25 protein-coding genes are annotated in these 24,748 nt (G+C 65.3%); 18 read left to right on the forward strand and 7 right to left on the reverse strand.

Features of this window, described 5'->3' with window-relative positions; all coding sequences use genetic code 11:
* Window positions 1–31: 31 nt before the first annotated feature.
* Entirely contained in the window at window positions 32–916 is an 885-nt protein-coding gene (locus tag H7A76_RS07490; RefSeq protein WP_185697914.1) for a DMT family transporter, read from the forward strand.
* A gap of 71 nt (window positions 917–987) precedes the next feature.
* Here H7A76_RS07490 and H7A76_RS07495 read toward each other — a convergent pair whose 3' ends face one another.
* The 3 genes from H7A76_RS07495 to H7A76_RS07505 are packed head-to-tail and all read right to left on the reverse strand — an operon-like array spanning window position 988 to window position 3,560.
* Complete coding sequence (locus H7A76_RS07495) at window positions 988–2,037, reverse strand: alkene reductase (RefSeq protein ID WP_053135457.1); 1,050 nt, start codon at window positions 2,035–2,037, stop codon at window positions 988–990.
* Between the two features lie 35 nt (window positions 2,038–2,072).
* On the reverse strand, window positions 2,073–3,239 hold the full coding sequence (locus H7A76_RS07500) for an MFS transporter (protein WP_185697915.1): 1,167 nt from the start codon (window positions 3,237–3,239) through the stop codon (window positions 2,073–2,075).
* Between the two features lie 18 nt (window positions 3,240–3,257).
* On the reverse strand, window positions 3,258–3,560 hold the full coding sequence (locus H7A76_RS07505) for an ArsR/SmtB family transcription factor (RefSeq protein ID WP_185697916.1): 303 nt from the start codon (window positions 3,558–3,560) through the stop codon (window positions 3,258–3,260).
* Window positions 3,561–3,714: 154 nt separating this feature from the next.
* Between H7A76_RS07505 and H7A76_RS07510 the strand changes: the two genes are divergently transcribed.
* Window positions 3,715–4,305 carry an ACP phosphodiesterase gene (locus H7A76_RS07510; protein ID WP_185697917.1) on the forward strand — a complete coding sequence of 197 codons (591 nt, stop codon included), beginning with the start codon at window positions 3,715–3,717 and terminating at the stop codon, window positions 4,303–4,305.
* Between the two features lie 6 nt (window positions 4,306–4,311).
* On the opposite strand, the gene H7A76_RS07515 is transcribed toward H7A76_RS07510, so the two are convergent.
* Together H7A76_RS07515 and olsB are read right to left on the reverse strand one after the other, a co-directional pair.
* A complete protein-coding gene (locus tag H7A76_RS07515; protein ID WP_185697918.1) occupies window positions 4,312–5,106 on the reverse strand; it encodes a lysophospholipid acyltransferase family protein in 795 nt (264 codons plus the stop codon).
* Window positions 5,106–5,861 (reverse strand): L-ornithine N(alpha)-acyltransferase, encoded by a 756-nt coding sequence (gene olsB, locus H7A76_RS07520; RefSeq protein ID WP_185697919.1) that lies wholly within the window; start codon window positions 5,859–5,861, stop codon window positions 5,106–5,108. Before olsB ends, H7A76_RS07515 begins: the two co-directional genes overlap by 1 nt.
* 141 nt (window positions 5,862–6,002) lie before the next feature.
* On the opposite strand from olsB, the gene H7A76_RS07525 reads away from it, so the two are divergent.
* The 10 genes from H7A76_RS07525 (at window position 6,003) to H7A76_RS07570 (ending at window position 16,098) form a co-directional block, all read left to right on the forward strand.
* Window positions 6,003–6,899, forward strand: a complete 897-nt coding sequence (locus H7A76_RS07525) for an acyl-CoA dehydrogenase (protein WP_022642776.1) — start codon at window positions 6,003–6,005, stop codon at window positions 6,897–6,899.
* A gap of 73 nt (window positions 6,900–6,972) precedes the next feature.
* Window positions 6,973–8,070: a serine hydrolase domain-containing protein gene (locus tag H7A76_RS07530; protein WP_185697920.1), complete on the forward strand. Its 1,098-nt coding sequence runs from the start codon at window positions 6,973–6,975 to the stop codon at window positions 8,068–8,070.
* Complete coding sequence (locus tag H7A76_RS07535; RefSeq protein ID WP_185697921.1) at window positions 8,067–8,396, forward strand: amidase; 330 nt, start codon at window positions 8,067–8,069, stop codon at window positions 8,394–8,396. The genes H7A76_RS07530 and H7A76_RS07535 overlap by 4 nt, the downstream gene beginning before the upstream one ends.
* Window positions 8,397–8,518: 122 nt before the next feature.
* Complete coding sequence (locus tag H7A76_RS07540; RefSeq protein WP_185697922.1) at window positions 8,519–9,694, forward strand: M20 aminoacylase family protein; 1,176 nt, start codon at window positions 8,519–8,521, stop codon at window positions 9,692–9,694.
* Window positions 9,695–9,797: 103 nt separating this feature from the next.
* On the forward strand, window positions 9,798–11,108 hold the full coding sequence (locus H7A76_RS07545) for an MFS transporter (protein WP_185697923.1): 1,311 nt from the start codon (window positions 9,798–9,800) through the stop codon (window positions 11,106–11,108).
* Entirely contained in the window at window positions 11,105–12,568 is a 1,464-nt protein-coding gene (locus H7A76_RS07550; RefSeq protein ID WP_221775151.1) for an amidase, read from the forward strand. The genes H7A76_RS07545 and H7A76_RS07550 overlap by 4 nt, the downstream gene beginning before the upstream one ends.
* Before the next feature lie 84 nt (window positions 12,569–12,652).
* A complete protein-coding gene (locus H7A76_RS07555; protein ID WP_185697924.1) occupies window positions 12,653–13,426 on the forward strand; it encodes an IclR family transcriptional regulator in 774 nt (257 codons plus the stop codon).
* 136 nt (window positions 13,427–13,562) lie between these two features.
* Entirely contained in the window at window positions 13,563–14,159 is a 597-nt protein-coding gene (locus tag H7A76_RS07560) for a hypothetical protein (RefSeq protein WP_260497929.1), read from the forward strand.
* Window positions 14,160–14,357: 198 nt separating this feature from the next.
* Window positions 14,358–14,939 carry a YceI family protein gene (locus tag H7A76_RS07565; protein ID WP_185697925.1) on the forward strand — a complete coding sequence of 194 codons (582 nt, stop codon included), beginning with the start codon at window positions 14,358–14,360 and terminating at the stop codon, window positions 14,937–14,939.
* A gap of 1 nt (window position 14,940) precedes the next feature.
* On the forward strand, window positions 14,941–16,098 hold the full coding sequence (locus H7A76_RS07570; protein WP_185697926.1) for a phosphatidylserine/phosphatidylglycerophosphate/cardiolipin synthase family protein: 1,158 nt from the start codon (window positions 14,941–14,943) through the stop codon (window positions 16,096–16,098).
* Window positions 16,099–16,207: 109 nt separating this feature from the next.
* On the opposite strand, the gene bglX is transcribed toward H7A76_RS07570, so the two are convergent.
* Complete coding sequence (gene bglX / locus H7A76_RS07575) at window positions 16,208–18,499, reverse strand: beta-glucosidase BglX (protein ID WP_185697927.1); 2,292 nt, start codon at window positions 18,497–18,499, stop codon at window positions 16,208–16,210.
* A gap of 238 nt (window positions 18,500–18,737) precedes the next feature.
* Here bglX and H7A76_RS07580 point away from each other — a divergent pair, with 238 nt between their 5' ends.
* The 6 genes from H7A76_RS07580 (at window position 18,738) to H7A76_RS07605 (ending at window position 23,484) form a co-directional block, all read left to right on the forward strand.
* Entirely contained in the window at window positions 18,738–19,346 is a 609-nt protein-coding gene (locus H7A76_RS07580) for a LemA family protein (RefSeq protein ID WP_185697928.1), read from the forward strand.
* A gap of 365 nt (window positions 19,347–19,711) precedes the next feature.
* Entirely contained in the window at window positions 19,712–20,467 is a 756-nt protein-coding gene (locus H7A76_RS07585) for a TPM domain-containing protein (RefSeq protein ID WP_185697929.1), read from the forward strand.
* Between the two features lie 29 nt (window positions 20,468–20,496).
* Complete coding sequence (locus H7A76_RS07590) at window positions 20,497–21,114, forward strand: TPM domain-containing protein (protein WP_185697930.1); 618 nt, start codon at window positions 20,497–20,499, stop codon at window positions 21,112–21,114.
* Between the two features lie 130 nt (window positions 21,115–21,244).
* Window positions 21,245–22,465, forward strand: coding sequence for a class I SAM-dependent methyltransferase (locus H7A76_RS07595; protein WP_185697931.1), 1,221 nt, complete (start codon window positions 21,245–21,247; stop codon window positions 22,463–22,465).
* 120 nt (window positions 22,466–22,585) lie between these two features.
* The gene (locus tag H7A76_RS07600) at window positions 22,586–23,167 is read left to right on the forward strand and encodes a DJ-1/PfpI family protein (protein ID WP_185697932.1); all 582 of its coding nucleotides are present in this window, start codon (window positions 22,586–22,588) and stop codon (window positions 23,165–23,167) included.
* A gap of 14 nt (window positions 23,168–23,181) precedes the next feature.
* Window positions 23,182–23,484 (forward strand): ribbon-helix-helix domain-containing protein, encoded by a 303-nt coding sequence (locus H7A76_RS07605; protein ID WP_185697933.1) that lies wholly within the window; start codon window positions 23,182–23,184, stop codon window positions 23,482–23,484.
* A 128-nt stretch (window positions 23,485–23,612) separates the two neighbouring features.
* Here H7A76_RS07605 and H7A76_RS07610 read toward each other — a convergent pair whose 3' ends face one another.
* Entirely contained in the window at window positions 23,613–24,614 is a 1,002-nt protein-coding gene (locus H7A76_RS07610; protein WP_185697934.1) for a GntR family transcriptional regulator, read from the reverse strand.
* Between the last annotated feature and the right edge of the window lie 134 nt (window positions 24,615–24,748).

Below are 24,748 nucleotides of genomic sequence, written 5' to 3' on the forward strand. Positions count from 1 at the left end.
ATTTTGTAGGCAATTTGTTGCGGGGATGTGAATGAGTGTGAGCCCTTCACCATTCAAAGGCGCGGATCATCCCCTGAAGGGTATCGTCCTGATGTGCCTGGCGGTCTTGCTCTTCGCCAGCCACGACACACTGTCCAAGTACCTTTCGGCCTTCTATCCGATCGTGATGGTGGTCTGGGCCCGCTATGTGGTCCATACCCTGTTGATGCTGGTGGTGTTCGTGCCGCGCAGTGGTTTTTCCGCCGTGGTGCGGACCAAGCGTCCCGGCCTGCAATTGCTGCGGGCCCTGTGCATGATCGGCACCAGCCTGCTGTTCACCACCGGCCTGCGCTATATCCCCCTGGCTGAAGCCACCGCGGTCAACTTCCTCGCGCCATTGCTGGTCACCGCCTTGTCCGTGCCGTTCCTGGGCGAGCGGGTCAGCCGCGCCCAGTGGCTGGCGGTGCTGATCGGCTTCGTTGGCGTGCTGATCGTGGTGCGCCCCGGTGGTTCGCTGTTCACCCCGGCGATCCTCTTTCCCCTGGGATCGGCGCTGTGCTTCGGCTTCTATCAATTGCTGACCCGCAAACTCAGCGGCATCGATAGCCCGACCACCAGCAACTTCCTCATCGGCATTATCAACAGCCTGATCATGAGCGCGTTGTTGCCGTTCTTCTGGAGCACTCCGAGCCTGGTCCATGGTCTGTTCATGATCGGCCTGGGCGCCTGTGGCATGTTCGGCCACCTGCTGCTGACCCAGGCGTTCCGCCATGCCGCTCCGGCGATGCTGGCGCCCTTCAGTTACGGGCAGATCTTGTTCGCCGGAATGTACGGCTACCTGATCTTCGGCCATACCCCGGACAGCTACGGTCTGGTAGGCATCGCGGTGATCTGCCTCAGTGGCCTTGCCGTGGCTTGGGCCCAGCGCAAACGCTGATTCTCACGGCATACAGGCAGGCAATAAAAAGCCCCGGCTCTGGTGAACCGGGGCTTTTTCATGGGCAATGCTTACAGCATCGGGTAGTCGATGTAGCCGACCGGGCCCTTGGCATAGAAGGTCTCAGGATGCGGTTCGTTCAGTGGCGCATCGGCTTTCAGGCGGGCCGGCAGGTCCGGGTTGGCGATGAAGGGGACGCCGAAGGCCACCGCGTCGGCCTTGCCTTCGGCCAGCCAGGCATTGGCGCTGTCCTTGGTGAAGCGCTCGTTGGCGATGTACAGGCCGCCGAAGGCTTCCTTGAGCCGTGGGCCCAGGCTGTCGGTGCCTTCCTTCTCGCGGGCACAGATGAAGGCGATGCCGCGCTTGCCCAGTTCACGGGCGACATACAGGAAGGTCTGCGCCAGGTCGGCATCCCCCATGTCGTGCAGGTCGGCCCGTGGCGACAAATGTACGCCGACGCGGCCGGCGCCCCAGATCTCGATCATCGCGTCGGTCACTTCCAGCAGCAGGCGAGCACGGTTCTCCAGGGAGCCGCCATATTGGTCGGTACGCTGGTTGGTGGTGCTCTGCAGGAACTGGTCCAGTAGGTAACCGTTGGCTGCGTGGACTTCCACACCGTCGAAACCGGCGGCCTTGGCATTTTCCGCACCGACTCGGTAGGCCTCGATCACATCGGCGATCTCGGCGGTTTCCAGGGCTCGCGGAGTAGGGAAGTCGGCCAGCGGGCGCACCAGGCTGACGTGGCCCTTGGGCTGGATGGCGCTGGGGCCTACCGGGGTTTCGCCGTCCAGGTAGGAAGGATGGGAAATCCGCCCCACGTGCCACAGCTGCATGAAGATCTTGCCGCCGGCGCCGTGCACCGCCTTGGTCACGTTGGCCCAGCCACGGACCTGGTCGTTGGACCAGATGCCGGGGGTATCCGGGTAGCCCACGCCCATCGGCGTCACCGAGGTGGCTTCGCTGAGGATCAGCCCGGCCGAGGCCCGCTGCACGTAGTACTCGGCCATCAGGGCGTTGGGCACCCGGCCAGCGTCGGCGCGGCAGCGGGTCAGCGGCGCCATGATGATGCGGTTGGACAGTTCGAGGTCGCCGAGCTTGATCGGATCAAAGAGAGTCGTCATGGGATACAGCCTTCTTCTAAAGGGTAGGGAAGCTATCAGTGGGTTGCCGGAGCCAGTTCGGCGTTGCCGCCCTGGCGGAAAGTGATCAGCGTTACCAGCAGGGCCAGGATCGCCAGCGCCGCGGCTGCCAGCGGCACGCTGGTGAGGCCGAAGCCGTGGGCGATGACGCTGCCGCCGACCCAGGCGCCCAGGGCGTTGCCGATGTTGAAGGCGCCGATGTTCAGGGTCGAAACCAGGTTGGGTACGGCCTTGCCGAAGGTCACCACGTTGACCTGCAGGGCCGGGACCGCGGCGAAGGAGGCGGTGGCCCAGAGGAACAGGGTGATCTCCGTGGGGATCAGCGCCACGCTGGTCCAGGTCAGTACCGTGGAGACCACGGCCATGGCGGCGAACACACCCACCAGGGTGGCCCCCAGGCGCTTGTCGGCCATCTTGCCGCCGATGATGTTGCCCAGGGTCAGGCCCAGGCCGATCAGCAGCAGGGTCCAGGTCACGCCCTTGGGCGACACCCCGGTCACATCGCCCAGCAGCGGCGCGACATAGGTGAACAGGGTGAACATCGACGCCGCGAACAATGCGGTCATGCCCAGGGACAACCAGATCCCGGCACCCTTGAGGGCTGCCAGCTCCGCACGCATGTCGAGCTTTTCCTCATCGCGCTTGGCCGGCAGGAACCGCAGCAGGCCGAACAGCGCCACCACGCCGATCACGGTCACCGCCCAGAAGGTCGAGCGCCAGCCGGCTTCCTGGCCCAGCGCGGTTCCCAGGGGAACGCCGAGCACGTTGGCCAGCGTCAGGCCGGTGAACATCAGGGCCACGGCCGAGGCACGCTTGTTGGCCGGCACCAGGCCGGCGGCCACCACAGAACCGATACCGAAGAAGGCACCGTGGCACAGCGCCGTGATTACCCGTGCGAACATCAGCACGGTGTAGTCACTGGCCAGTGCACACAGCAGGTTGCCGATAATGAAGATCCCCATCAGCGTCACCAGGGCGGCCTTGCGTGGCAGCCGGGCAGTAGCCAGGGCCATGAACGGCGCGCCGATGGCCACGCCCAGGGCGTAGCCGGTCACCAGCCAGCCGGCGCCAGGAATCGACACCCCGAGGTCCGCCGCGACATCGGGCAGCAGGCCCATGATGACGAACTCGGTGGTGCCGATGGCGAAGGCACTCAAGGCCAGGATGAGAAGCGATAGGGGCATTATCGGGTCCTTGTCAGGTCAGAGCTGTTGGCTCATTTGCGTGAGGAACTGCTGGATGGTTTCTTCGTTGCGTTTGAAAAAATGCCATTGGCCGACTTTGCGGCTGCTGACCAGGCCGGCACGCTGCAGGGTCGCCAGGTGGGCCGAGACGGTCGACTGCGACAGGCCGCAGCGTTGGTCGATCTGCCCGGCGCACACACCGTGCTCGTTGCTGTGGGCCTGGTCGGGGAATTCGACTGTCGGATCTTTCAGCCAGTGCAGGATTTCCCTGCGAACCGGATGCGCCAGGGCTTTTATTATTTCGTCGAGGTCGATGGACATGGCGTTGCTCGCTTTTCCATGAAACGTTGTATCGCGATGAGGCGAAATTTAAATCGTTATTTCGCGATATACCAATATGATTTCGATCTTAGTTCAGTCTTTATCGGTATATCGGGTTATAACGATATGAGGTGCGCGGTGCTAAGCTGCGCGGATGAATTATCTCGCACATCTGCACCTCGGCGGCCAGCGCCCGGGTCAATTACTGGGCAGCCTCTACGGCGACTTCGTCAAAGGTCGCCTGCAAGGGCAGTTCGCTCCCGAGGTCGAGGCGGCGATCCAGCTGCATCGGCGCATCGACACCTATACCGACAGCCACCCTGTGGTGACGGCGGCGCTGGCGCGTTTCGCCCAGACCCGCAGGCGCTACGCCGGCATCGTCATCGATGTGTTCTTCGACCACTGCCTGGCCCGTGACTGGGCACAATACGCCGACCGCCCCTTGCAGGCGTTCACCGCCGACGTGTACCGGGCGCTGGCCGCCGAGCCACGACTGCCGGGGCGCCTGGCGCAGATCGCACCCTATATGGCGGCCGATGACTGGCTGGGCTCCTATCGGGATTTCCAGGTGCTGGAGCAGATCCTGCGGGGGATTGCCCGCCGCTTGTCGCGACCCGAGGAGTTGACCGCGGCCATGGGCGAGCTGGAACGGCTGTACCAGCCCTTGAGCGAGGATTTTCGCGAGTTCTACCCGCAACTGCAGGCATTCGCCGAGCAGTACACCGCCCCGTCGCCGGGGCGCTGATTCCACTCAGGCAGCGACCAGTTCGCCAGCGCGGCGTGGTTCGGCCGGCGGCAAGGGATCGCCGAACAAGGCTTTCTGGACCGCCTGCTGGGCCTGGAAGGCCAGTGCCGCGCGTTCCTGGCCCTGGCAGGGGATCGGCTTGAGCAGGTGGATCTCCACCTGGCCCTGGTCGTTGGCGAACAGGCGCAACAGGTGAGACAGCAGGTCGTCGTCGCCGATGAAGGGCGCCAGGTCGTCGACCTGGCCGTCGCGCAGGTAGCGGATCGCCACGGGTTGCAGGCAGACCTCGGCCTCGATGGCGCTGGCCAGCAAGCGTCCATGGAAGGTCCGCAGGGCACGGCCATCGGTGGTGGTGCCTTCGGGGAACAGCAGCAGCGGATGCTGTTCCTGCAGGTGCCGGGTCATCTGCTTGCGGATCAGCTGGCTGTCGCCGGCGCCGCGGCGGATGAACAGGCTGCCGGCCTTGGCGGCCAACCATCCGGCCACCGGCCAGGTGCGCACCTCGGCCTTGGACAGGAACGACAGCGGAGTGAGCATGCCCAGCAATGGGATGTCGGTCCAGGACACATGGTTGCTGACCCAGAGCATGGGCTGGCGTGGGAGTTGACCGTGCACCGTGACGCGAAAGGGCAGGGCGTTGCCCAGGCGAGCCATGAAGAATCGCGACCAGCGCTGGCGGCGGACCATGGAGTTGCTGATCCCCAGGCGTTCCAGCACGCCGAAGATACTGGCCATGCCCAGGCCCAGCGCCACCACCAGCAGCACCCGGGCGATACGCCCGTAGACCCTTGGCCGGCGCATCACACGGCCGCCTTGAAGTGGCGGGCGTAGCGTGGGCACAACTCGTCGCGCTTGAGCAGGATGAACACGTCGGCCACCTGGAAGTCCTGGTCCCAGCAGGGCTCGCCGCAGATCTTCGCCCCCAGGCGCATGTAGGCCTTGAGCAGCGGTGGCATCTCGGCGATGACGTTGGACGGCAGGTCCAGGTTCGGCAGTGGGTGCCTGGGCTCGGCCCGCAGGTGCTCGGTGCTCAGGTAGCGCTCGCGCAGGCGCTGCATGATCGCATGGGCCTGCACTCCACCGTCCTGCATCGGGATGCTGGCGCAACCCATCAGGTAGCTGTAGCCACCCTCGTTGAGGACTTCGGCCAGCTCGCCCCAGAGCACGGCGATGGTGCCGCCGTTGCGGTAGGCCGGGTCGACGCAGGTACGGCCGATCTCCAGGATCGGGCCCTGGAGTTGCACCAGGCCGTGCAGGCTGAATTCCTCTTCACTGTAGAAGCGCCCCAGGCTGCTGGCGGCCTGGTGGTCCAGCAGGCGAGTGGTGGCCACCAGGCACCCGCTGTTCAGGTCGCGTACCCCGATATGGCTGCAATGAACATCGTAGTCGTCCATGTCCAGACCCAGCTCCGCGCCCTTGAGCTTGGCGTTGAACTCGCCGCTGAAGACCTTGAACCGCAGGGCTTGGGCTTCCTGCAGGGCCTGGGCGCCGACCAGGCGTTCGGCTTGCAGGCGGCGTTCAGTACCGGTGTCGTTGATGCGGGCGATCTGAGTCATCGTGAATCTCCGTGCGGGCCAGCGACCCGCCTTGGGTTGCAGCCAATCGACTTTGTTGTGCAAAGTCAGGCTATGTAGCCGCGGTGTCATCGCCATGAAACTTTGGTGATGCTTGTGTGACAGCCCCTGAGGACCTTCGAAATGCCCTGGCAAGCCCTGCTCGAGAGCCATGAACGACTGCCCGCAACCCCTGATCTGGCGGAGGGTTACGGCGCTTTGCTGGCCCGCCTGGGCACTGTCACGCCATTCGAGCTGGCGGTGCTTGGCGGGCGTCTGATGGCGACCCCGGGCCTGGCGTTCCTGGTGGGTTACCAGGCGGCATTGCGCATGTTGTGGCCCAGTGCGCCGCTGAGCCTGGGCGCCTTGTGCGCGACTGAACGTCGCAGCCTGCGCCCGGCGGACATGCAGACCCGGCTGCAGGATTTGCGCTTGCATGGGCGCAAGGATTTCGTCACCGCCGGGGATGCCGCCGACTGGCTGCTGGTGGCGGCCCGTTGCGAGGCCCCCGGGGAGCGGGCGGCGCTGCGGCTGACGGTGGTGTATCCGGGCGAGCCCGGGGTCAAGGTCCAGACTCTGCCGGCGATCGCCCTGATGCCGGAGATCAGCCACGGTTGCCTGCTCCTGGACAATGCCGCCTGTGAACTGCTGGCCGGCGATGGCTGGGATGCCTATGTCAAACCCTTCCGCACCCTGGAAGACATCTATGTCCTCAGCGCCATGGCGGCCTGGCTCCATGGTGTCGGCCAGGACAGCGGCTGGCCGCAGCCGTTGCTCCTGCAATTGCTGGCGTTGCTGGCCGGTTGTGCCGAAGCCAGCCGGCAGAACCCGGCCCTGGCCGGCGGGCACGTCCTGTTGGGTGGGTTGTTCGTGCAGTTCGAAGCCCTGAAGCCGGAGATCGCCATGGCATTCGCCCAGGGGCCCGAGTTCTGGCGCGAACAGTGGAGCCGCGACCAGGCCCTGCTCGAGCTGGCCGCCGGCGCCCGGGCCCAGCGCCTGGCCAAGGCCCTGGCGGCCTTGCAGCAACCGGCTGGGCGCTGACCTTCGGCGCTTGCAGCAAAACTGTCATCAACCTCGATTAGGCTCGGCCATCGGTTTTTCTCGAGTGTCGTCCATGGCCAAGGGCTCGATCCTGCTGGCGCTGCTTGTCGTGCTCGGCCTGCCGGCCCGGGCCGAGGACTGGCCGGCCGAGCAATGGCCGCGCGAACCCTTGCCCCCAGGGCCGGCGCTGCAGGCCCTGGAGGCCTATGCCTTCGCCCCGCGTGACGACGAGTCGCGCCAGGGGGTACGCACCGATGCCCTGCTGGTGGTGCGTGATGGCCGCCTGGTCTACGAACGCTATGCCGGCGAGACCGGGCCACAGACTCCCCACCTGATCTGGTCCGCCAGCAAGAGCCTGCTGGCGGTGCTCATGGGCGTCGCGTTCGGCCAGGGGCGCTTCGGCCTGCAAGACCCGGCGGCGAATTTCTATCCGGCGCTCAAGCCCCACCCCGGCATCACCGTGGCCGACCTTTTGCACTGGGCCTCGGGCCTGGACTGGCAGGAAGACTACGAGTACGCGCCGCTCAATTCATCGGTGGTGGCCATGCTCTACACCCGGGGCCACCGCGACATGGCGGCCTTCGCCGCACAGCACCAGGCGGCCAGCCCACCGGGCCGGGCCTTTCGCTATTCCAGCGGCGACAGCAACCTGTTGGCGGCCAGCCTGCGCGGCATGCTGGGGGCGCAGCAATACCCGGACTATCCCTGGCGCGCCCTATTCGAGCCCCTGGGGATCCGCCAGGCCGTATGGGAGCGGGATGCGGCTGGCACCTTCGTGGCGTCTTCCTACCTTTATATGAGTGCCCGGGACCTGGCCCGCGTCGGCCTGTTGATGCAGCGCGAGGGACGCTGGCACGACCAGCAGTTGCTGCCCAGGGCCTGGGTCGAGTTCTGCCGCACGCCGTTCGCCGGTTACCGGGCGGGCCAGGACGTTGCCGTGGCGGGTGGGCACTGGTGGCTCAATCGTGCCGTGGACGGCGCCCCCCGGCCCTGGCCGGATGCGCCGGCGGATACCTACGCCGCCCTGGGCCATTGGGGCCAGGCGCTGTACATAGTGCCGCAGCAGCGCCTGGTGATCGTGCGCTATGGCGACGATCGCGACGGCAGCTACCAGCACAACGAATTGCTCAAGCGGGTGCTGGCGGCATTTCCTACCCCGGAGCAGCCATGATCCGCCGGGCCTTCGTCCTGCGCCACCCGCTGCTCTGCCTGCTGCTGGCCGGGTCGCTGGCGCTATCGGGCTGGGCCTGGCAGCAACGGGAGGCGCTCCAGGCATTCCCGGATATCCTCGGCGCCTATACCGCCAAGGAATATTGCTCCTGCCGCTATGTGATGGAGCATCCGGCTGATTACTGCCGCGGCTACGTGCGCCAGTACCTGCCCATCAGCAACCTGGTCGATGAGCCGGCATCACGGCGGATCACCGCCAGCGCCCTGGGGCGGACCCACAGCGCTACCTGGCAGGGGGATCGGCAGGGCTGCCGCCTCGACCCCTGAACCGCCTGTGGTTCCATCCTGTGGAACCACATTCGATTGTCCCTGGCGCCGGCTTCGCGGTTAGCTACCACCGAGCTGCGTACAACAAGAACGGGAACCCTCCCGGCTAGAGGACAGACGCCATGACCCGACACCAGCACATTCTTGCCTGGCTCAACGACATCGCCGGCGACTTGCGTGCCATCCGCCACGACATCCATGCCCACCCCGAGCTGGGGTTCCAGGAAAACCGCACGGCGGCACTGGTGGCTCGCTGCCTGCAAGACTGGGGCTACGAGGTGCACCAGGGCATCGGCTGCACCGGTGTGGTGGGCGTCCTGCGCAACGGCAGCAGCTCGCGCACCTTGGGCCTGCGGGCTGACATGGACGCCCTGCCTATCGTCGAGGCCAGCGACGCGGCCCACAGCAGCCGCCACCACGGCTGCATGCACGCCTGCGGGCATGACGGCCACACCACCATTCTGCTCGGCGCTGCCCGCTACCTGGCGGCCACCCGGCAGTTCGACGGCACCCTGAACCTGATCTTCCAGCCGGCGGAGGAGGGCCAGGGCGGTGCCGAGGCCATGCTCGCCGATGGCTTGCTGGAGCGTTTCCCCTGCGATGCGCTGTTCGGCCTGCACAACATGCCGGGCTTGCCGGCGGGGCACCTGGGGTTTCGCCAGGGAGCGATGATGGCGTCCCAGGACCTGCTCGAGGTAGTGGTCGAAGGTGTGGGTGGCCATGGTTCCATGCCGCACCTGGCGGTGGATCCGCTGGTGGCGGCGGCCAGCATGGTCATGGCGTTGCAGACAGTGGTGGCGCGAAACATCGATGCGCAACGGGCGGCGGTGGTCACCGTCGGCGCCCTGCAGGCTGGCGAGGCCGCCAACGTGATTCCCCAGCAGGCCCTGCTGCGCCTGAGCCTGCGGGCCCTCGATGCACCGGTGCGCGAACAGATGCTGGAGCGGGTCAGGGCGATCATCCAGACCCAGGCCGCAAGCTATGGCTGCACCGCCAGCATCCTCCATCGCCCAGCCTATCCGGTGCTGGTCAACAGTCCGGCCGAGACCGAGTTCGCCCGGCAGGTAGCCGTGGAACTGCTGGGCGAGGACGCGGTGGATGGCGATACGCCGAAGCTGATGGGCAGCGAGGACTTCGGCTGGATGCTCCAGCGTTGCCCGGGCAGCTACCTGTTCATCGGCAATGGCATGGGACAACCGATGGTGCATAACCCGGCCTACGACTTCAACGACGACATCCTGCTCACCGGCGCCGCCTACTGGGGAGCCCTGGCGGAGAGTTGGCTCAAGCCGCTCTGAGCGTCGTCTGCCAGGTATTTGCCGGTTCCCCCGGGTGCCCTTGCGTGCGCCCGGCACTTCAACGAGCCCGCAAGAAGGCTCAAAAGTCCGTGTGGAGCTTCCCATGAGTCTCTCGACCCCCGCTGCTTCCAAGACCCGGCAAGTGGTTGCCGCCGTCATCGGCAATGCCCTGGAGTGGTACGACTTCATCGTCTACGGCTTTCTCGCCAGCTTCATCGCCCACCAGTTCTTCCCCGGCAGCGATGAATACACCTCGCTGCTGATGGCGCTGGCCACCTTCGGCGTGGGCTTCTTCATGCGTCCGGTGGGCGGTGTGCTGCTGGGGATCTATGCCGATCGCAAGGGGCGCAAGGCGGCCATGCTGCTGATCATTCAGCTGATGACCCTGGCCATCGCGATCATCGTCTTCACCCCCAGCTACGCCGCCATCGGGCTTGGCGCGCCGTTGCTGGTGGTGGTGGCGCGCATGCTCCAGGGGTTCGCCACCGGTGGTGAATATGCCAGCGCCACGGCCTACCTGGTGGAGAGTGCGCCGCCCCACCGCAAGGGCCTGTACGGTTCCTGGCAACTGGTGGGGCAGTGCCTGGCGGTGTTCAGTGGAGCGGCGATGGCGGCGGCGGTGACGCATTTTTTCTCGCCCCAGGCCCTGGAGCAGTGGGGATGGCGCCTGCCCTTCGTGTTCGGCCTGTTGATCGGTCCGCTGGGTTTGTGGATTCGCAAGTACATGGACGAACCGGAGGTCTTCGTCGAGGCCCGCAAGCAGGTGCGGGGCAATGGCCCGGCGCTGCTGGAGATCATCCGTACCCATCGCCGGGGCATCCTGGTGGCCATGGGGCTGGGGTGCGGCGGTACCGTATCGTTCTATGTACTGCTGGTGAACATGCCGACCTTCGCCCATAACAATCTTGGCTTGCCCCTGGACCAGGTGCTGCTGGTACAGATGCTTGCGGTAGCGCTGATGACCCTGGTCATCCCGCTGGCCGGGGCATTATCCGACCGTCATGGCCGGCGACCGGTGCTGATGGCCTTCACCCTGGCGTTCTTCGTCATGGTCTATCCCTTGTATGCCTGGGTTGTGGCCGCGCCGTCCATCGAGCGCCTGCTGGTGATGCAGTTGCTGCTGTGCAGCGCCATCGGCGGTTGCTTCGGCCCTGCGCCCACCGCCCTGGCCGAGCAGTTTCCCATCGAGGTGCGTTCCACTGGCGTGTCGGTGGCGTATAACGTAGCCGTGATGCTGTTCGGTGGATTCGCGCCGCTGGTGGTGACCTGGCTGAGCAAGACCATGGCCACGCCGGTGGCGCCTGCGTTCTATGTATTGCTGACGTCGATGCTGAGCTTGCTGGCCATCTACTGCCTGCACGATCCGCTCAGGCAGAACAAACCCACTACCTTGCCCCTGGGAGGTGCCTCTTGACCCAGCTTCACGAGTCCGTGGCTGGCGACTCGATCGTCGAACTCGATGCCCTGGCGTTGTCCGCGGCGATTCACGGTCGCGAGCTGTCCTGTCGGGAGGTGATGCAGGCCTACCTGACGCAGATCGAGCGTGTGAATCCACAGGCCAATGCCCTGGTTTCTCTGCGTGAGCCCGAAATCCTCCTGGACGAAGCCGAGCAGCGCGACCGGCAACTGGCCCGGGGTCAATCCCTGGGCTGGATGCATGGCATGCCCCAGGCGGTCAAGGACCTGGCAGCCACCGCCGGGCTGACCACCAGCCTGGGCTCGCCGCTGTTCGCCACCCAGGTGCCCGGCGAGGATGCCATCAGTGTGGCCCGGGTACGCGCCAGTGGGGCGCTGATCGTGGGCAAGAGCAATGTCCCGGAGTTCGGCCTGGGCTCGCATACCTACAACCAGCTGTTCGGCACTACCGGCAATGCTTACGATAGCCGCCTGAGCGCCGGCGGCAGTAGCGGCGGGGCGGCGGTAGCCTTGGCGCTGCGCATGCTGCCAGTGGCCGATGGCAGCGACATGATGGGCTCGCTGCGCAACCCGGCGGCGTTCAACAACGTGTTCGGCATGCGCCCCTCCCTGGGTCGGGTGCCCCATGGCCCGGCGCCGGAGCTGTTCGTCCAGCAACTGGCTACCGAGGGCCCCATGGGCCGCACCGTGGCCGACGTCGCACGGCTGCTGGCGACCCAGGCCGGCTACGATCCCCGCGCGCCCCTGTCGTTGAAGGATGACCCGGCCGCGCTGGGTGCGTCCCTGCAGCGGGATGTGCGCGGGCTGCGCCTGGGCTGGCTGGGGGACTACAACGGTTACCTGGCCATGGAGCAGGGAGTGCTGGCGCTGTGCGAGAAGGCCCTGGGGGATTTTCTCGACCTGGGTTGCGAAGTGGACAACTGCCAGCCGGAGTTCTCCCTGGCCCAGTTGTGGGATTGCTGGCTGGTGCACCGGCACTGGCTGGTCCAGGGCACTCTGGGGCCGCTGTACAACGATCCGGACAAGCGCCGCTGGCTCAAGCCCGAGGCCCGCTGGGAGGTGGAGGGCGGGGCCAGCCTCGGTGCGGCCGATGTGTATCGCGCCTGCCAGAGTCGCAGCGATTGGTACCGGGCGCTGTTGCGCTTGTTCGAGCGTTACGATTTCCTGCTGCTGCCCACCGCCCAGGTGTTTCCTTTCGATGCACGCCAGGCCTGGCCACGCCAGGTCGCCGGGCAGGCAATGGACACCTATCACCGCTGGATGGAAGTGGTGATCGGCCCGACCCTGGCCGGCTTGCCCTGCATCAGTATCCCGGTGGGCTTCAACCCGGCGGGCCTGCCCATGGGCATGCAGATCATCGGTCCGCCCCACGCCGACCTGGCCGTGTTGCAACTGGCCCAGGCCCATGAACAGCTCACGCAATGGGTGAGCCGGCGACCGCCTGGCAATATCCGGTAACCAGGCCGGGACGATGGCGAGGTCGAGGAGGCCCGTATCTTGCTGGGAAATTCCTTACTCATCCTCAAGCAGGGAGTCCGGGACATGGCCAGCAAGGTAGAAAGCGCAGGCGTGCGTTCAGTGGAGCGGGCCCTGGCCATCGTCGAACTGCTTGGCCTGCACCAGGCCCTGGGCCTTGAAGAGTTGCACTACCTGACCGGCCTGCCCAAGGCCACGGTGTCGCGCCTGTTGCTGACCCTGCAAGAGCAAGGCTGGATCTACCGTGGCCTGAGCGACCGACGCTATTGCCTGAGTGCCCGCAGCCTGTTCGGTGACAGCCGGCAGCGCTCCAAGCGCCAACTGGCCGAGCGCGCCGGGCCCTGGCTGCTGGAACTGAGCGCCCGCACCGGACTGGTCAGCGACCTGTCGAGTTTCGACGGCGAGCACCTGGAGGTCCTGGAGAGCGTGGTGCCCGAGGTCTTGCGCAAGCGCTATCCCAGCGGTAGCAGCCGCGTGGTCGGCCAGCACGCCAGCCTGTTTCATTCGGCCATGGGCAAGGCCTGCCTAGGGGCCTTGCCTTGGGAAGAAGTCGAGCGCCTGGCTGTGCGAGAGGCCGTGTCGCTCGAGACCTGGCAACACTCCGGCCTGCAGTTCCAACAGCTGGGGTTCAGCCAGCGTACCGAGGGTTATTGGGAGTACCCGATGCGCCTGCCGTTCCTGATTCGCGCCGTGGCCCTGCCGCTGCAGGTCGAGGGCCGGGTGGTGGGCAGCATTGCCCTGCATTGGCCGCAGGATCTGTCCTTTGTGGAGCAGGTACGCCACCGGCACCTGGCGTTGCTGGCCGAAACCGTCATGCAGTTGCAGAAACACCTCGCCTGATCTCATCCGCTGCCCATGGGTTCCATCCTGCGGAATCAATGATCGTTGTCCTTTGCCTGGCGACCCCGACAATAGCGGCCAGGCCATCTTGGCGATGGCCATGACACCCATTCCAAGCATAAGAACAGGTGATCCCATGCGTGCGCAGCAGCGTTGTCTGGCGGGTGTGTTGTGCTGGCTGTTGGGGAGCGAGGCGGGGGCTGAGGGCTTTATCCAGGACAGTCGGCTGTCCTTGCGCTACGGCCAGTCCTACTGGAAAGAAAATGCCAACGGCGATGTCGGCCCGACCCGGGATGAATGGGTCCAGGCCGCGCAGTTCAACTTCAGCTCCGCCTGGTACCGCGATGTGCTGGGGCTGGATTACGGCTATGGCCTGGCCGATGCCCTGCATGTGGCAAGCAAGGCCGACAGCATCGGCAACCTGCGGACCGACCGCAGCGTGCAAAGCCCCCACGGTATCGCCAAGCCCCTGGAGTTGTATGTGCGTGGGCGCTGGGTCGACGAAGGCTGGACCCTGAGTGGCGGAGTGGGGAAAAAGAGCCTCCAGCTCGAGCTGTACACCGACGACCGCTTTACCCGGATCCTGCCGGCAGCGGTCCTGGGCCAGGACCTGGGGTATGAGCGAGGGGGCTTGAGCCTCAACCTGAGCCGTATCGAGGATTCCGGCCCGCGCAACGAATCGGCTGGAACTGGCCTGGCTGCCTACTCGCTTTCGTACCCGGGGCGAGCCTGATGATGTCCTGCGCCGGAGCATCTCCAGGGGGCCGGCGGGCATCGTCAGCCACCGCTCGGAGCGCTTCTTCTTCAACTACACCTACCGCTTCTAGCGCCGGGGGCGGTCATTCAGGGAGGGCGGGCAAGCGATCGCCGGGAGGTTTGCCAGCCTCCTGGCAGCCGGTTAAGGTGGCGCCTTCTGTTCATGGGAGCTTGCATGCCTACCTCGATCCGCCTTCTTCTCAGCCTGCTGGCAGTGCTGGCCCTTCCGGCCCAGGCCAACTGGTACCTGGACAACGAGTCCTCGCGTATTTCCTTCGTGACCACCAAGAACGCCAGCATTTCCGAGGTCCAGCGCTTCCTGGTGCTGCACGGCAAGGTCGATGGCAAGGGACTGGCCCAGTTGCAGCTGGAGCTGGATTCGGTCAGCAGCGGCATTCCCCTGCGTGACGAACGCATGCGCCAGGAGCTGTTCCAGGTCCAGCAGTTTCCCGAAGCCCAGGTCACGGCGCAGATCAACCTGCGGCCCATCAACGACCTGGCCAATGGCGCACAGATCGAACTGCTGCTGCCGGTCACGGTGAGCCTGCACGGCCAGCAGCACACCTACAACGCCGAGTTGCTGGCCACGCGCCTGGACGAGCGGCGTTTCCAGGTGGTGACCCTGGAGCCCCTGGTCCTCAACGCCGAGGATTTCAACCTGGCGCCGGGCCTGGACAGCCTGCGCAAGGTCGCCGGGTTGTCGGCCATCAGTTTCTCGGTACCGGTAGGTGCGGTACTGATCTTCACGGCGCGCTGAAATGCGCGCAGCGGTTTTTCCCTGGCGTGAAGGCAACCGCTTCGAGTTACTGGTCGACGGGCCCGAGTTCTTCCCGCGCATGCTGGTGGCCATCGCTCGCGCCCAGCGGCAGGTAGAGCTGGAGCTGTACCTGGTGGAGGCCGGCTCTTGCGCGCAAGCCATGGTCCAGGCCCTGGTCCAGGCCGCCGAGCGCGGCGTGCGGGTGCGCTGCCTGTTCGACGACTATGGCAGCCTGGCCTTCACCCCGGTCCTGCGCCGCAGCTTGACCGACGCCGGCGTCGAGCTGCGCCTGTACAACCGCCTGCAGTGGCGCCAGGGCTGGCTCAACCTCTATCGTGATCATCGCAAGCTGTTGTTGGTGGACCGTTGCCTGGCGGTGGTGGGGGGGACCGGGGTCACTGACGAATTCTGGCTGCCGGAGCTCAACAGTTGCGACTGGCACGAGGTGATGGTGCAGATCAGTGGTCCGATGGTGGCTGACTGGCAGGTGCTGTTCGACCGCCAATGGGATGCCAACCCGCATCGTGGAGCCTGGAAACCCACCGTCGACTTCGGCCTGCAACGCTTGCCGCGCCTGCCCGATAGCGGCGAGGGCATGGGCCGGGTGGCCTATGCCGATGCCCGCCAGCATCGCGACATCCTGCATTCGTTGATCCGCGCCCTGCACAGTGGCCAGCGGCGCGTCTGGCTGGCCACGCCGTACTTCCTGCCCACGTGGTCGGTGCGCCGCTCGCTGCGCAAGGCGGCGGCCCGGGGCCTGGATGTGCGCCTGCTGCTGACCGGGCCCCGTACCGACCATCCGGCGGTGCGCTATGCCGGGCACCGCTACTATCCGCGCCTGCTCAAGGCCGGAGTGCGGATCTTCGAGTACCAGCCCTGTTTCCTGCACCTGAAGATGGTGCTGGTGGACGATTGGGTGAGCGTCGGTTCCTGCAACTTCGACCACTGGAACCTGCGCTTCAACCTGGAAGCCAACCTGGAGGCCCTGGACCCGGCGCTGACCGCCGCCGTGGTGGCGAGTTTCGAGAGGGACTTTGCCCAGAGCGAGGAGGTCAGCCTGGCGGTGTGGCGCAATCGCCCCCTGTGGCGCCGGATCAAGCAGCGGATCTGGGGCTGGGTCGATCGCCTGGTGGTCAACCTGCTGGATCGTCGCGACTGACCGTCACGGCTGATACGGCTGACTGTAGATACCGTAGCGATTGCGGGGATTACAGGGGATTGCGGAAGGAGTCGGCCGGCGCAGGTCATGCGCCAGCCGGTGAGGGGGATCAGAGCAGTTCGAAGCTCTGTTGCTGGACGTCCCGGGAGTCCAGGCCGATCTGTACGTTGAAGTCGCCTGGTTCGGCGGCGTACTTGAGCTGGGCGTTGTAGAACTTCAGGTCGTCCTCGCTGATGTCGAAGCGGATGACCTTCTCTTCGCCGGCCTTGAGCATGACCTTCTGGAAGTTCTTCAGCTCCTTGATCGGACGAATGATCGAGCCGGCCACATCCTGGATATACAACTGCACCACGGTCTCGCCATCGCGCTTGCCGGTGTTCTTCAAGGTCACGCTGGCCTCCAGCTTGCCGCCCTTGTGCAGGGTGGTGGAGGACAGGGCCATGTCCGACAGGCTGAAGCGGGTGTAGCTCAAGCCATAGCCGAACGGGAACAGCGGGCCGGTGATGTCGTCGAAGTACTGGGAGGTGTAGTTGCCCGGCTTGCCGGGGGTGAACGGCCGGCCGATGGTCAGGTGGTTGTAGTAGGTCGGGATCTGGCCCACGGAACGCGGGAAGGTGATCGGCAGCTTGCCCGAGGGGTTGTAGTCGCCGAACAACACGTCGGCGATGGCGTTGCCGCCCTCGGTGCCGCTGAACCAGGTTTCCAGGATCGCGTCGGCCTGCTGGTTTTCCTCCAGCAGGGTCAGCGGCCGGCCATTCATCAATACCAGCACCAGCGGCTTGCCGGTGGCCTTGAGGGCCTTGATCAGCGCTCGCTGGTTGGCCGGGATGTTCAGCTCGGTGCGGCTCGAGGATTCATGGGACATGCCCCGCGATTCGCCCACGGCGGCGACGATCACGTCCGAGGCCTGGGCCGCCTTCACGGCCTCGTCGATCATCTGTTGCGCCGGGCGTGGGTCGTCCACCACTTCCGGGGCGTCGAAGTTGAGGAAGTTCAGGTAGTCCACCACCTTCTTGTCGTCGGTGATGTTCGAGCCCCGGGCGTAGACCAGCCGGGCCTGGTCGCCCAGCACATTGCGCATGCCGTCGTAGAGGGTCACCGATTGTGCCGGCACGCCAGCGGCGGCCCAACTGCCCATCATGTCGATCGGTGCCTTGGCCAATGGGCCGACCACGGCAATCTTCGCGGTCTTTTTCAGCGGCAGGGTGTCGTTCTGGTTCTTCAGCAATACCAGGCTGCGCCGGGCGATATCCCGGGCGTCGCTGCGGTGCAGGCGGCTCTCGGCGTTGGTGTCGGCCGGGTCGTCCTCGGCCTTGCCGATGCGCAGGTACGGATCCTTGAACAGGCCCATGTCGTACTTGGCCCCCAGGACTTCACGCACGGCGTTGTCGATGTCCTTCTCTTCGATCTCGCCGGACTTGAGCAGCCCGGGCAATTCCTTGCCGTACAGCGAGTCGTTCATGCTCATGTCGATGCCGGCCTTGATCGCCAGCTTGGCGGCCTCGCGGCCGTCCTTGGCGACGCCATGGCGGATCAGTTCGATGATCGCGCCGTGGTCGCTCACCGCCAGGCCCTTGAAGCCCCACTCCTTGCGCAACAGGTCGTTCATCAACCAGGTGTTGGAGGTGGCGGGCACGCCATTGATCGAGTTCAGGGCCACCATCACCCCGCCGGCCCCGGCGTCGATCGCCGCGCGGTAGGGTGGCAGGTAGTCCTGGTACATCTTCACCGGGCTCATGTCGACGATGTTGTAGTCGCGACCGCCTTCCACCGCACCGTACAGGGCGAAGTGCTTGACGCTGGCCATGATGCTGTCGGGTGCCGCCGGGCTCTTGCCCTGGTAGGCGTTGACCATGACCTTGGCGATTCGCGAGACCAGGTAGGTGTCTTCGCCGAAGCCTTCGGAGGTCCGGCCCCAGCGAGCATCGCGGGAGATGTCGACCATCGGTGCGAAGGTGATGTCCAGGCTGTCGGCGCTGGCTTCCTGGGCGGCGATGCGCCCGGAGCGGCCGATGGCGTCCATGTCCCAGCTGGAGGCCAGGGCCAGGCTGATGGGGAAGATGGTCCGGTGGCCATGGATCACGTCATAGGCGAAGAACATCGGGATCTTCAGGCGGCTGCGCATGGCCGCGTCCTGCATCGGCCGGTTTTCCGGACGCGAGATGGAGTTGAAGGTGGCACCGATGTTACCGGCGGCGATCTCCTTTCGGATCAGTTCCCGGGGCATTTCCGGGCCGATGCTGATCAGGCGCAACTGGCCGATCTTTTCCTGCAGGGTCATCCGCTTGAGCAGATCGGTGATAAAGGCTTCCTTGTTCTCCAAGGGGACCGGGGCAGAGTCGGCCAATACAGGGTGACTGGCCAGGCTGACCAGCAGCCCCAGCAAACACAGCTTCTTCATGAATTTGTTCTCAAGGGCTCAAGACCGACGCATGAGTGACGCGCCGAACAGCCAAAATTTAGGGAGCGGCTATTGTTGTTCAGATAATTCCCGCACACTTCTGAACTCTTTTTCGCGCTGGGCATCTTTTAGCCCATCAGCCCGATGCATTCCAGTGGCGTGGGCAGATTTTGCTCTGCCAGGGCCGCAAGAACGGGCAAAAGTTCTCTTCAACCAGGTTGTGCAAGGAGCCCCACCCATGAACATCACCCAAAGCCTGCGTTCGAGCTGGCCTGTCGCTGTCCTGTTGCTGCTTACCAGCCTGCTCAGCGGCTGCGGCATCAACAACATCCCGACCCTCGACGAGCAGGTCAAGGCCGATTGGGGCCAGGTGCAGAACCAGTACCAGCGCCGTGCCGACCTGATCCCCAACCTGGTGGAGACCGTCAAGGGCTACGCCAAGCACGAGCAGGAAACCCTGACCGCGGTGATCGAGGCGCGGGCCAAGGCGACCTCGATCCAAGTGGACGCCAAGACCCTGGACAACCCGGAGCAGCTCAAGCGGTTCCAGCAGGCCCAGGACCAGCTCAGCGGCGCCTTGAGCCGCCTGATGGTGGTGTCCGAGCGCTATCCGGATCTCAAGGCCAACCAGAACTTCCTGGCCCTGCAATCCCAGCTCGAGGGCACCGAGAACCGCATCGCCGTGGCCCGGCGTGACTTTATCCTGGCGGTGCAGAAGTACAACACCGAGATCCGCACCTTCCCCGGTCGCCTGTGGCACAGCCTGATGTACAGCGACCTGCCGGTGCGCGAGTCGTTCGAGGCCACCAGCCCCGACGCCGACAAGGCCCCGCAAGTGAAGTTCTGATGAGTCTCTGGCAGCGCGTGCTGCGAAGCGCGCTGCTGTCGTCATGGCGGGTGAGTGGCGCCGTCTGGGCCCGCACCCACGGATGGGGTGCCGTTGCGTTCGCCGCAGCCCGCTGTCCAGGTCAAGCCCGTACCGGTCACGGCGACAGCGGTGCCGCTTGAGAGCCTGTTCCCAAAGCTGCCCGGCAGGGTGGTGGTCACGGCCGAGCGCGACAGCAGTTCGAGCAGCGGCTCATTCGACTGGTTCGAGTCCAGCAGTTCCAGCTCGGATTCGGACGGCTCCAGAGGCGGCGGTGGCGGTTTTGGCGGTGGCGGGGCGTCCGCCAATTGGTAGTGCAAGCGAGAAGTCATTGAGGGCGGATATTGATGCGACTCTATAAAATCGGCCTGGTGCTGCTGTTCTGGGTCTTTGCGGCCACGGTTCAGGCCGAGCTGAAGTTCCCGGCACTGAGTGGCCGGGTAGTGGACGATGCGCAGTTGATCGAGCCTGCGACCCGGGCCCGCTTGAGCGATGAACTCCAGGCCCATGAGCAGGCGACCGGCGAGCAAGTGGTGGTCGTGACTCTGGCCAACCTGCAGGGCGCCAGCATCGAGGACTTCGGTTACCGGTTAGGGCGCCACTGGGGGATCGGCCAGAAGGACAAGAACAATGGCGCGCTGCTGATCGTCGCTCGCGATGAACACAAGTTGCGTATCGAAGTGGGGTACGGCTTGGAGGATCGTCTGACCGATGCCCAGGCCTCGGTGATCATCAACCAGGTGATGGTCCCGGCGTTCAAGAGCGGTCAGTTCAGCAAGGGTATCGACGATGGCGTCTCGGCCATGTTGCTGGTGCTGGGCGGCACGCCGCTGGACGAACCGGCCACGGCCTATGGCAATGCCCAGGGGCAAGAACAGGGCGACTTCGTCGAGCGCCATCCGCTGTTGTTCATCTTCCTGGTATTGCTGTTCATCCTCAGCATGATGGTCGCGCAGATGCTCGGTATCCTGCCCAGCGGCGGTGGTCGCGGGGGCTCCGGTGGTTTTGGCGGCGGTGGTTTCGGTGGCGGTTCCAGCGGCGGCGGTGGTTTCAGCGGTGGCGGCGGCAGTTTTGGCGGCGGCGGTTCGTCCGGTAGCTGGTAATTCAATAAAAACAACGGATATCCAACGACATGGCACTACTGAGTGAATACGAACAACGCCAGGTGGCCGAAGCCATCGCCCGGGTGGAACAGCAGACCGACGCCGAGCTGGTGACGGTGCTGGCCGCGCGGGCCGACGACTACGCCTATATCCCGCTGCTCTGGGCCAGCCTGCTGGCGCTGGTGGTGCCGGGCCTGGTGCACTACGCCACCGGCTGGCTGAACATGCACCTGTTGCTGCTGGTGCAATGGGCGACCTTCATCGTGCTGTGCCTGGTGTTCCGCCTGCCGCGGATCACCACCCGGCTGATCCCGCGCTCGGTGCGGCACTGGCGGGCCTCGAACCTGGCCCGCCGCCAGTTCCTCGAGCAGAACCTGCACCACACCCTGGGCGGTACCGGGGTGTTGATCTTCGTCAGCGAGGCCGAGCGCTACGTGGAGATCCTGGTGGACGAGGGCATCTCCAGGCGCCTGGACAACAAGCGCTGGAACGCGATCGTCCAGGCCTTTACCCAGCAGGTGAAGCAGGGCCAGACCTTGCAGGGCTTTCTCGACTGCATCGAGTCCAGCGGCGAGCTGCTCAAGGAGCACGTGCCCCTGACCCAATCGCGCAACGAGCTGCCCAACCGCCTGGTGGTGCTCAACTGAGCCTCGGCGGGCTCGGTTGCTGAATAATCTGCGCCGTCGGGTCAATAACTCCGTGCCCCGACGGCCCATCCCCCCTAAAATACCCGCCATTTACCGATTCGCACCCCGCACCGCCCGAGGCTCCAGCCCCATGTCCGTCACCGCACCTTCCGCCCGGCCCGCGCCGGACCACCATGCCCAGTTCCTGCAATTGCTGGAGACCAGCCTGGCGCAAAACGCCTTCATCAAGCTGGTACTGGCCAAGCACGTGGGCGCCGAGGCGGACCTGCAACGGCTGATCATCAAGCAACTGACGGTCAAGGAGCAGCCGTGCCTGTCCTTCGTCTATCGCTACAAGACCCGCGATATCACCAAGAACTTCTCCCTGGACGAAGGCATTGCCACCATCGCCGAGCTGCTCCCGGCTTCGTTCAAGAACGCCCATTTGCTGACCCTGTCCGACGAGGTCCAGCTGGAGTACAGCAAGAAGGGCAAGAGTTCGCTGTCCAAGGGCAAGCCGCAAACCCAGCGCGATGCGCCGTCCGCCGCGCACAACCGCGAGAAGAACCGCTTCCTCGACCTGGACCGGCCGTTCCTCGCCGACCTGGGCGTGACCAACCAGCAGCACGAGCTGATTCCGGCGATGTCGCGCAAGTGGAAGCAGATCAACAAGTTCATCGAAGTCTTCAGCCATGCCCTGGGCAGCTCGCCGATCGACCTGGCGCAGCCGGTGCGGGTGGCGGACTTCGGCTCAGGCAAGGGCTACCTGACCTTCGCCATCCACGACTACCTGCGCAATACCCTCAAGGCCCAGGGCGAGGTCACCGGGGTCGAGCTGCGCGAGGACATGGTGACCCTGTGCAACGCCGCCGCCGCGCGCCTGGAGCATCCCGGCCTGGTGTTCAAGTGCGGTGACGTGCGCAGCGTGGCCCCCAGCGAACTGGAAGTGATGATCGCCCTGCATGCCTGCGACATCGCCACCGACTACGCGATCCACACCGGCATCCGCTCCGGGGCGGCGATCATCATGTGCTCGCCGTGCTGCCACAAGCAGATCCGCCAGCAGATCCAGAGCCCGGCGTTGCTCAAGCCGATGCTGCAATACGGCCTGCACCTGGGGCAGCAGGCGGAGATGGTCACCGACAGCCTGCGGGCGCTGTTCCTCGAAGCCTGTGGTTACGAAACCAAGGTCTTCGAGTTCATCTCCCTGGAGCACACCAACAAGAACAAGATGATCCTTGCGGTCAAGCGGGCCGAGCCCCAGGACCCGACCCAGTTGCTGGCGCGGATCGACGAACTCAAGGCCTTCTACCGCATCAGCGAACACTGCCTGGAAACCCTGCTCAAGGCCGACGGCTACCTCGCGGGATAAGCTTCGAACTTGCCGCTTGTGGCTTGCAGCTGTAGTACCTGGCTATTACCCGGCCCGGCCGATTGCGACTACCTTGAGTACTTCTTCTGTCCACGTGTTTCCTTGAAAGGAGTCCACTCCATGGCCGCGAAAAAGATCCTCATGCTGGTTGGCGACTACGTCGAAGACTACGAAGCGATGGTGCCGTTCCAGGCCCTGCTGATGGTCGGGCACACGGTGCACGCCGTGTGCCCGGACAAGAGCGCCGGGCAGACCGTGCGCACCGCCATCCACGACTTCGAGGGCGACCAGACCTACAGCGAAAAGCCGGGCCATCTGTTCGCCCTGAACTTCGACTTCGCCAAGGTGCGGTCCAGCGACTACGACGCGCTGCTGATCCCCGGCGGTCGCGCCCCGGAATACCTGCGCCTGAACGAACAGGTGCTGCAACTGGTCAAGGAATTCGACCGGGCCGGCAAGCCGATTGCCGCGGTGTGCCACGGTGCGCAACTGCTGGCCGCCGCCGGGGTCCTGGAAGGCCGTGAGTGCAGCGCCTATCCAGCCTGCGCCCCGGAAGTGCGCCTGGCCGGCGGCACCTATATCGATATTCCGGTGACCGAAGGCCATGTCCAGGGCAACCTGGCGACCGCCCCGGCCTGGCCGGCCCATCCCAGTTGGCTGGCCGGCTTCCTCGGCTTGCTGGGCACCCGGATCAGCCTGTAGGCGAGGACCACGCCATGTGCGAGCTGTACGTCAAGGCCGACCCGATCCTCTATGAATCGCGTTCGCGCTCGCTGCGCATTCGGGGCGTGGTCACCACCCTGCGTTTGGAAAACCAGTTCTGGGACATCCTCGCGGAGATTGCCGAGGTCGATGGCATGACCACCAACCAGCTGATCGCCAAGTTGTACGACGAGGTCATGGACTACCGTGGCGAGGTGGTGAACTTCGCCTCCTTCCTGCGGGTCAGCTGCACCCGCTACCTGAGCCAGCGACGCACCAGCACCCCCGACCTCAGCCTGGTTCGCCTGAACCGATGACCTGTTGCCGCCGCTGAGCCCCGCGAAGCTGCGCACGCCCCGAAGGCGCGCAAGGTCTGGCTGTAGATTGCCAAGCCAGCGCCTGCGGACCTTTGCGCAGCCTTGCAAGCTCGACAGCGGCTATAGGACTAGCTGATCTTGCTGAGGAAGCCCGGCAGTTCCGGTTCCGGGAGAACCGACAGCACTTTGAGGCGCTGCAGCATGCGCTGGCGGGCGCGTTGCAGATGTTCTCGAAGGTTCAGGGCTGCGGCGTCGAAGGCGCCGTGCAACAGCAGTTCGAGGATCAGCCGGTGCTCGGCGAGCATCGCCGGGTCGGCACCGATGCCCAGCAAGCGGTAGAAGATTCGATTGATGATCATCGGGCTCTGGGCCTGACGGATCAGCGCCGCCATCTTACGGTTCTGCAAGCCGCCCAGGCACTGCTGGTGCAGGTCTTCTTCCAGGCGTTCCAGAGCCTCCAGGCCGCAGTGCTCGGCCTGCTGGGCCTGGGTCAGCCGTTCCAGCATCTGTTCCAGGCGTTCGCGGTCCAGGCCGGGGGCGCTCTGGCGCAGGGCCTCGGGCTCCAGGCAGGCACGCAGTTCGTAGTCTTCGGTGACTTCCCGGGCGGTCAGGGGCCCAGCCAGCCATTGGGAATAGGGTTCCTTTTCCACCAGGCCGCGATCGCGCAGGCGCATCAGCGCTTCGCGGACCACCGCGCGGCTGACACCGTAGTGCTCGGCGGCGGCCTGTTCGTCGAGGCGAAAATGGCCGAAGGCGATGCAGGTGGAGAGGGCGCTGCCCAGTTCTTCGTAGATCCGTTCTCCCAGGGGCCGGGTATCCACCAGTTCCTCGTCGCTGGCCAGCCCCAGGTGGGCATGGCTCAGGGGCAAGCGTAGAGGTTCGATCTCCAGGCCCTGGGGGTTGATCAGGTAACCGCGGCCATCAAATCGGCTGATCAGGCCTTCGCCGTGCAGCAGGTCGAGGGCTTTGCGCACGGGCACCCGGCTAGTGCCGAACAGTTCCGCCAGCGGCGCTTCCAGCAACACCAGGCCCTGCAGGGCGGTACCCTGGAGGATGGCGTCGCGCAAGACCTGACGGATCATGGCGTAGCGCGATGCGGTGCGCGGATCCTCTGCTGACACTGCTTTCATCGATTCCTCTTGGGGCTGTTGCCGGTGGGTGGCGCGCCTGTTGCCGGGGCGCGGTGGCCAGGGATTCTCTCACAGTTGCCAAGTGTCACTGAGTGCCACGTTTTGCTGCCCCGTCCGGGGGCGGCCCTGGACGG

It is taken from the genome of Pseudomonas sp. MSSRFD41, from assembly GCF_014230245.1.
Taxonomy (GTDB): Bacteria; Pseudomonadota; Gammaproteobacteria; order Pseudomonadales; family Pseudomonadaceae; genus Aquipseudomonas; species Aquipseudomonas piscis.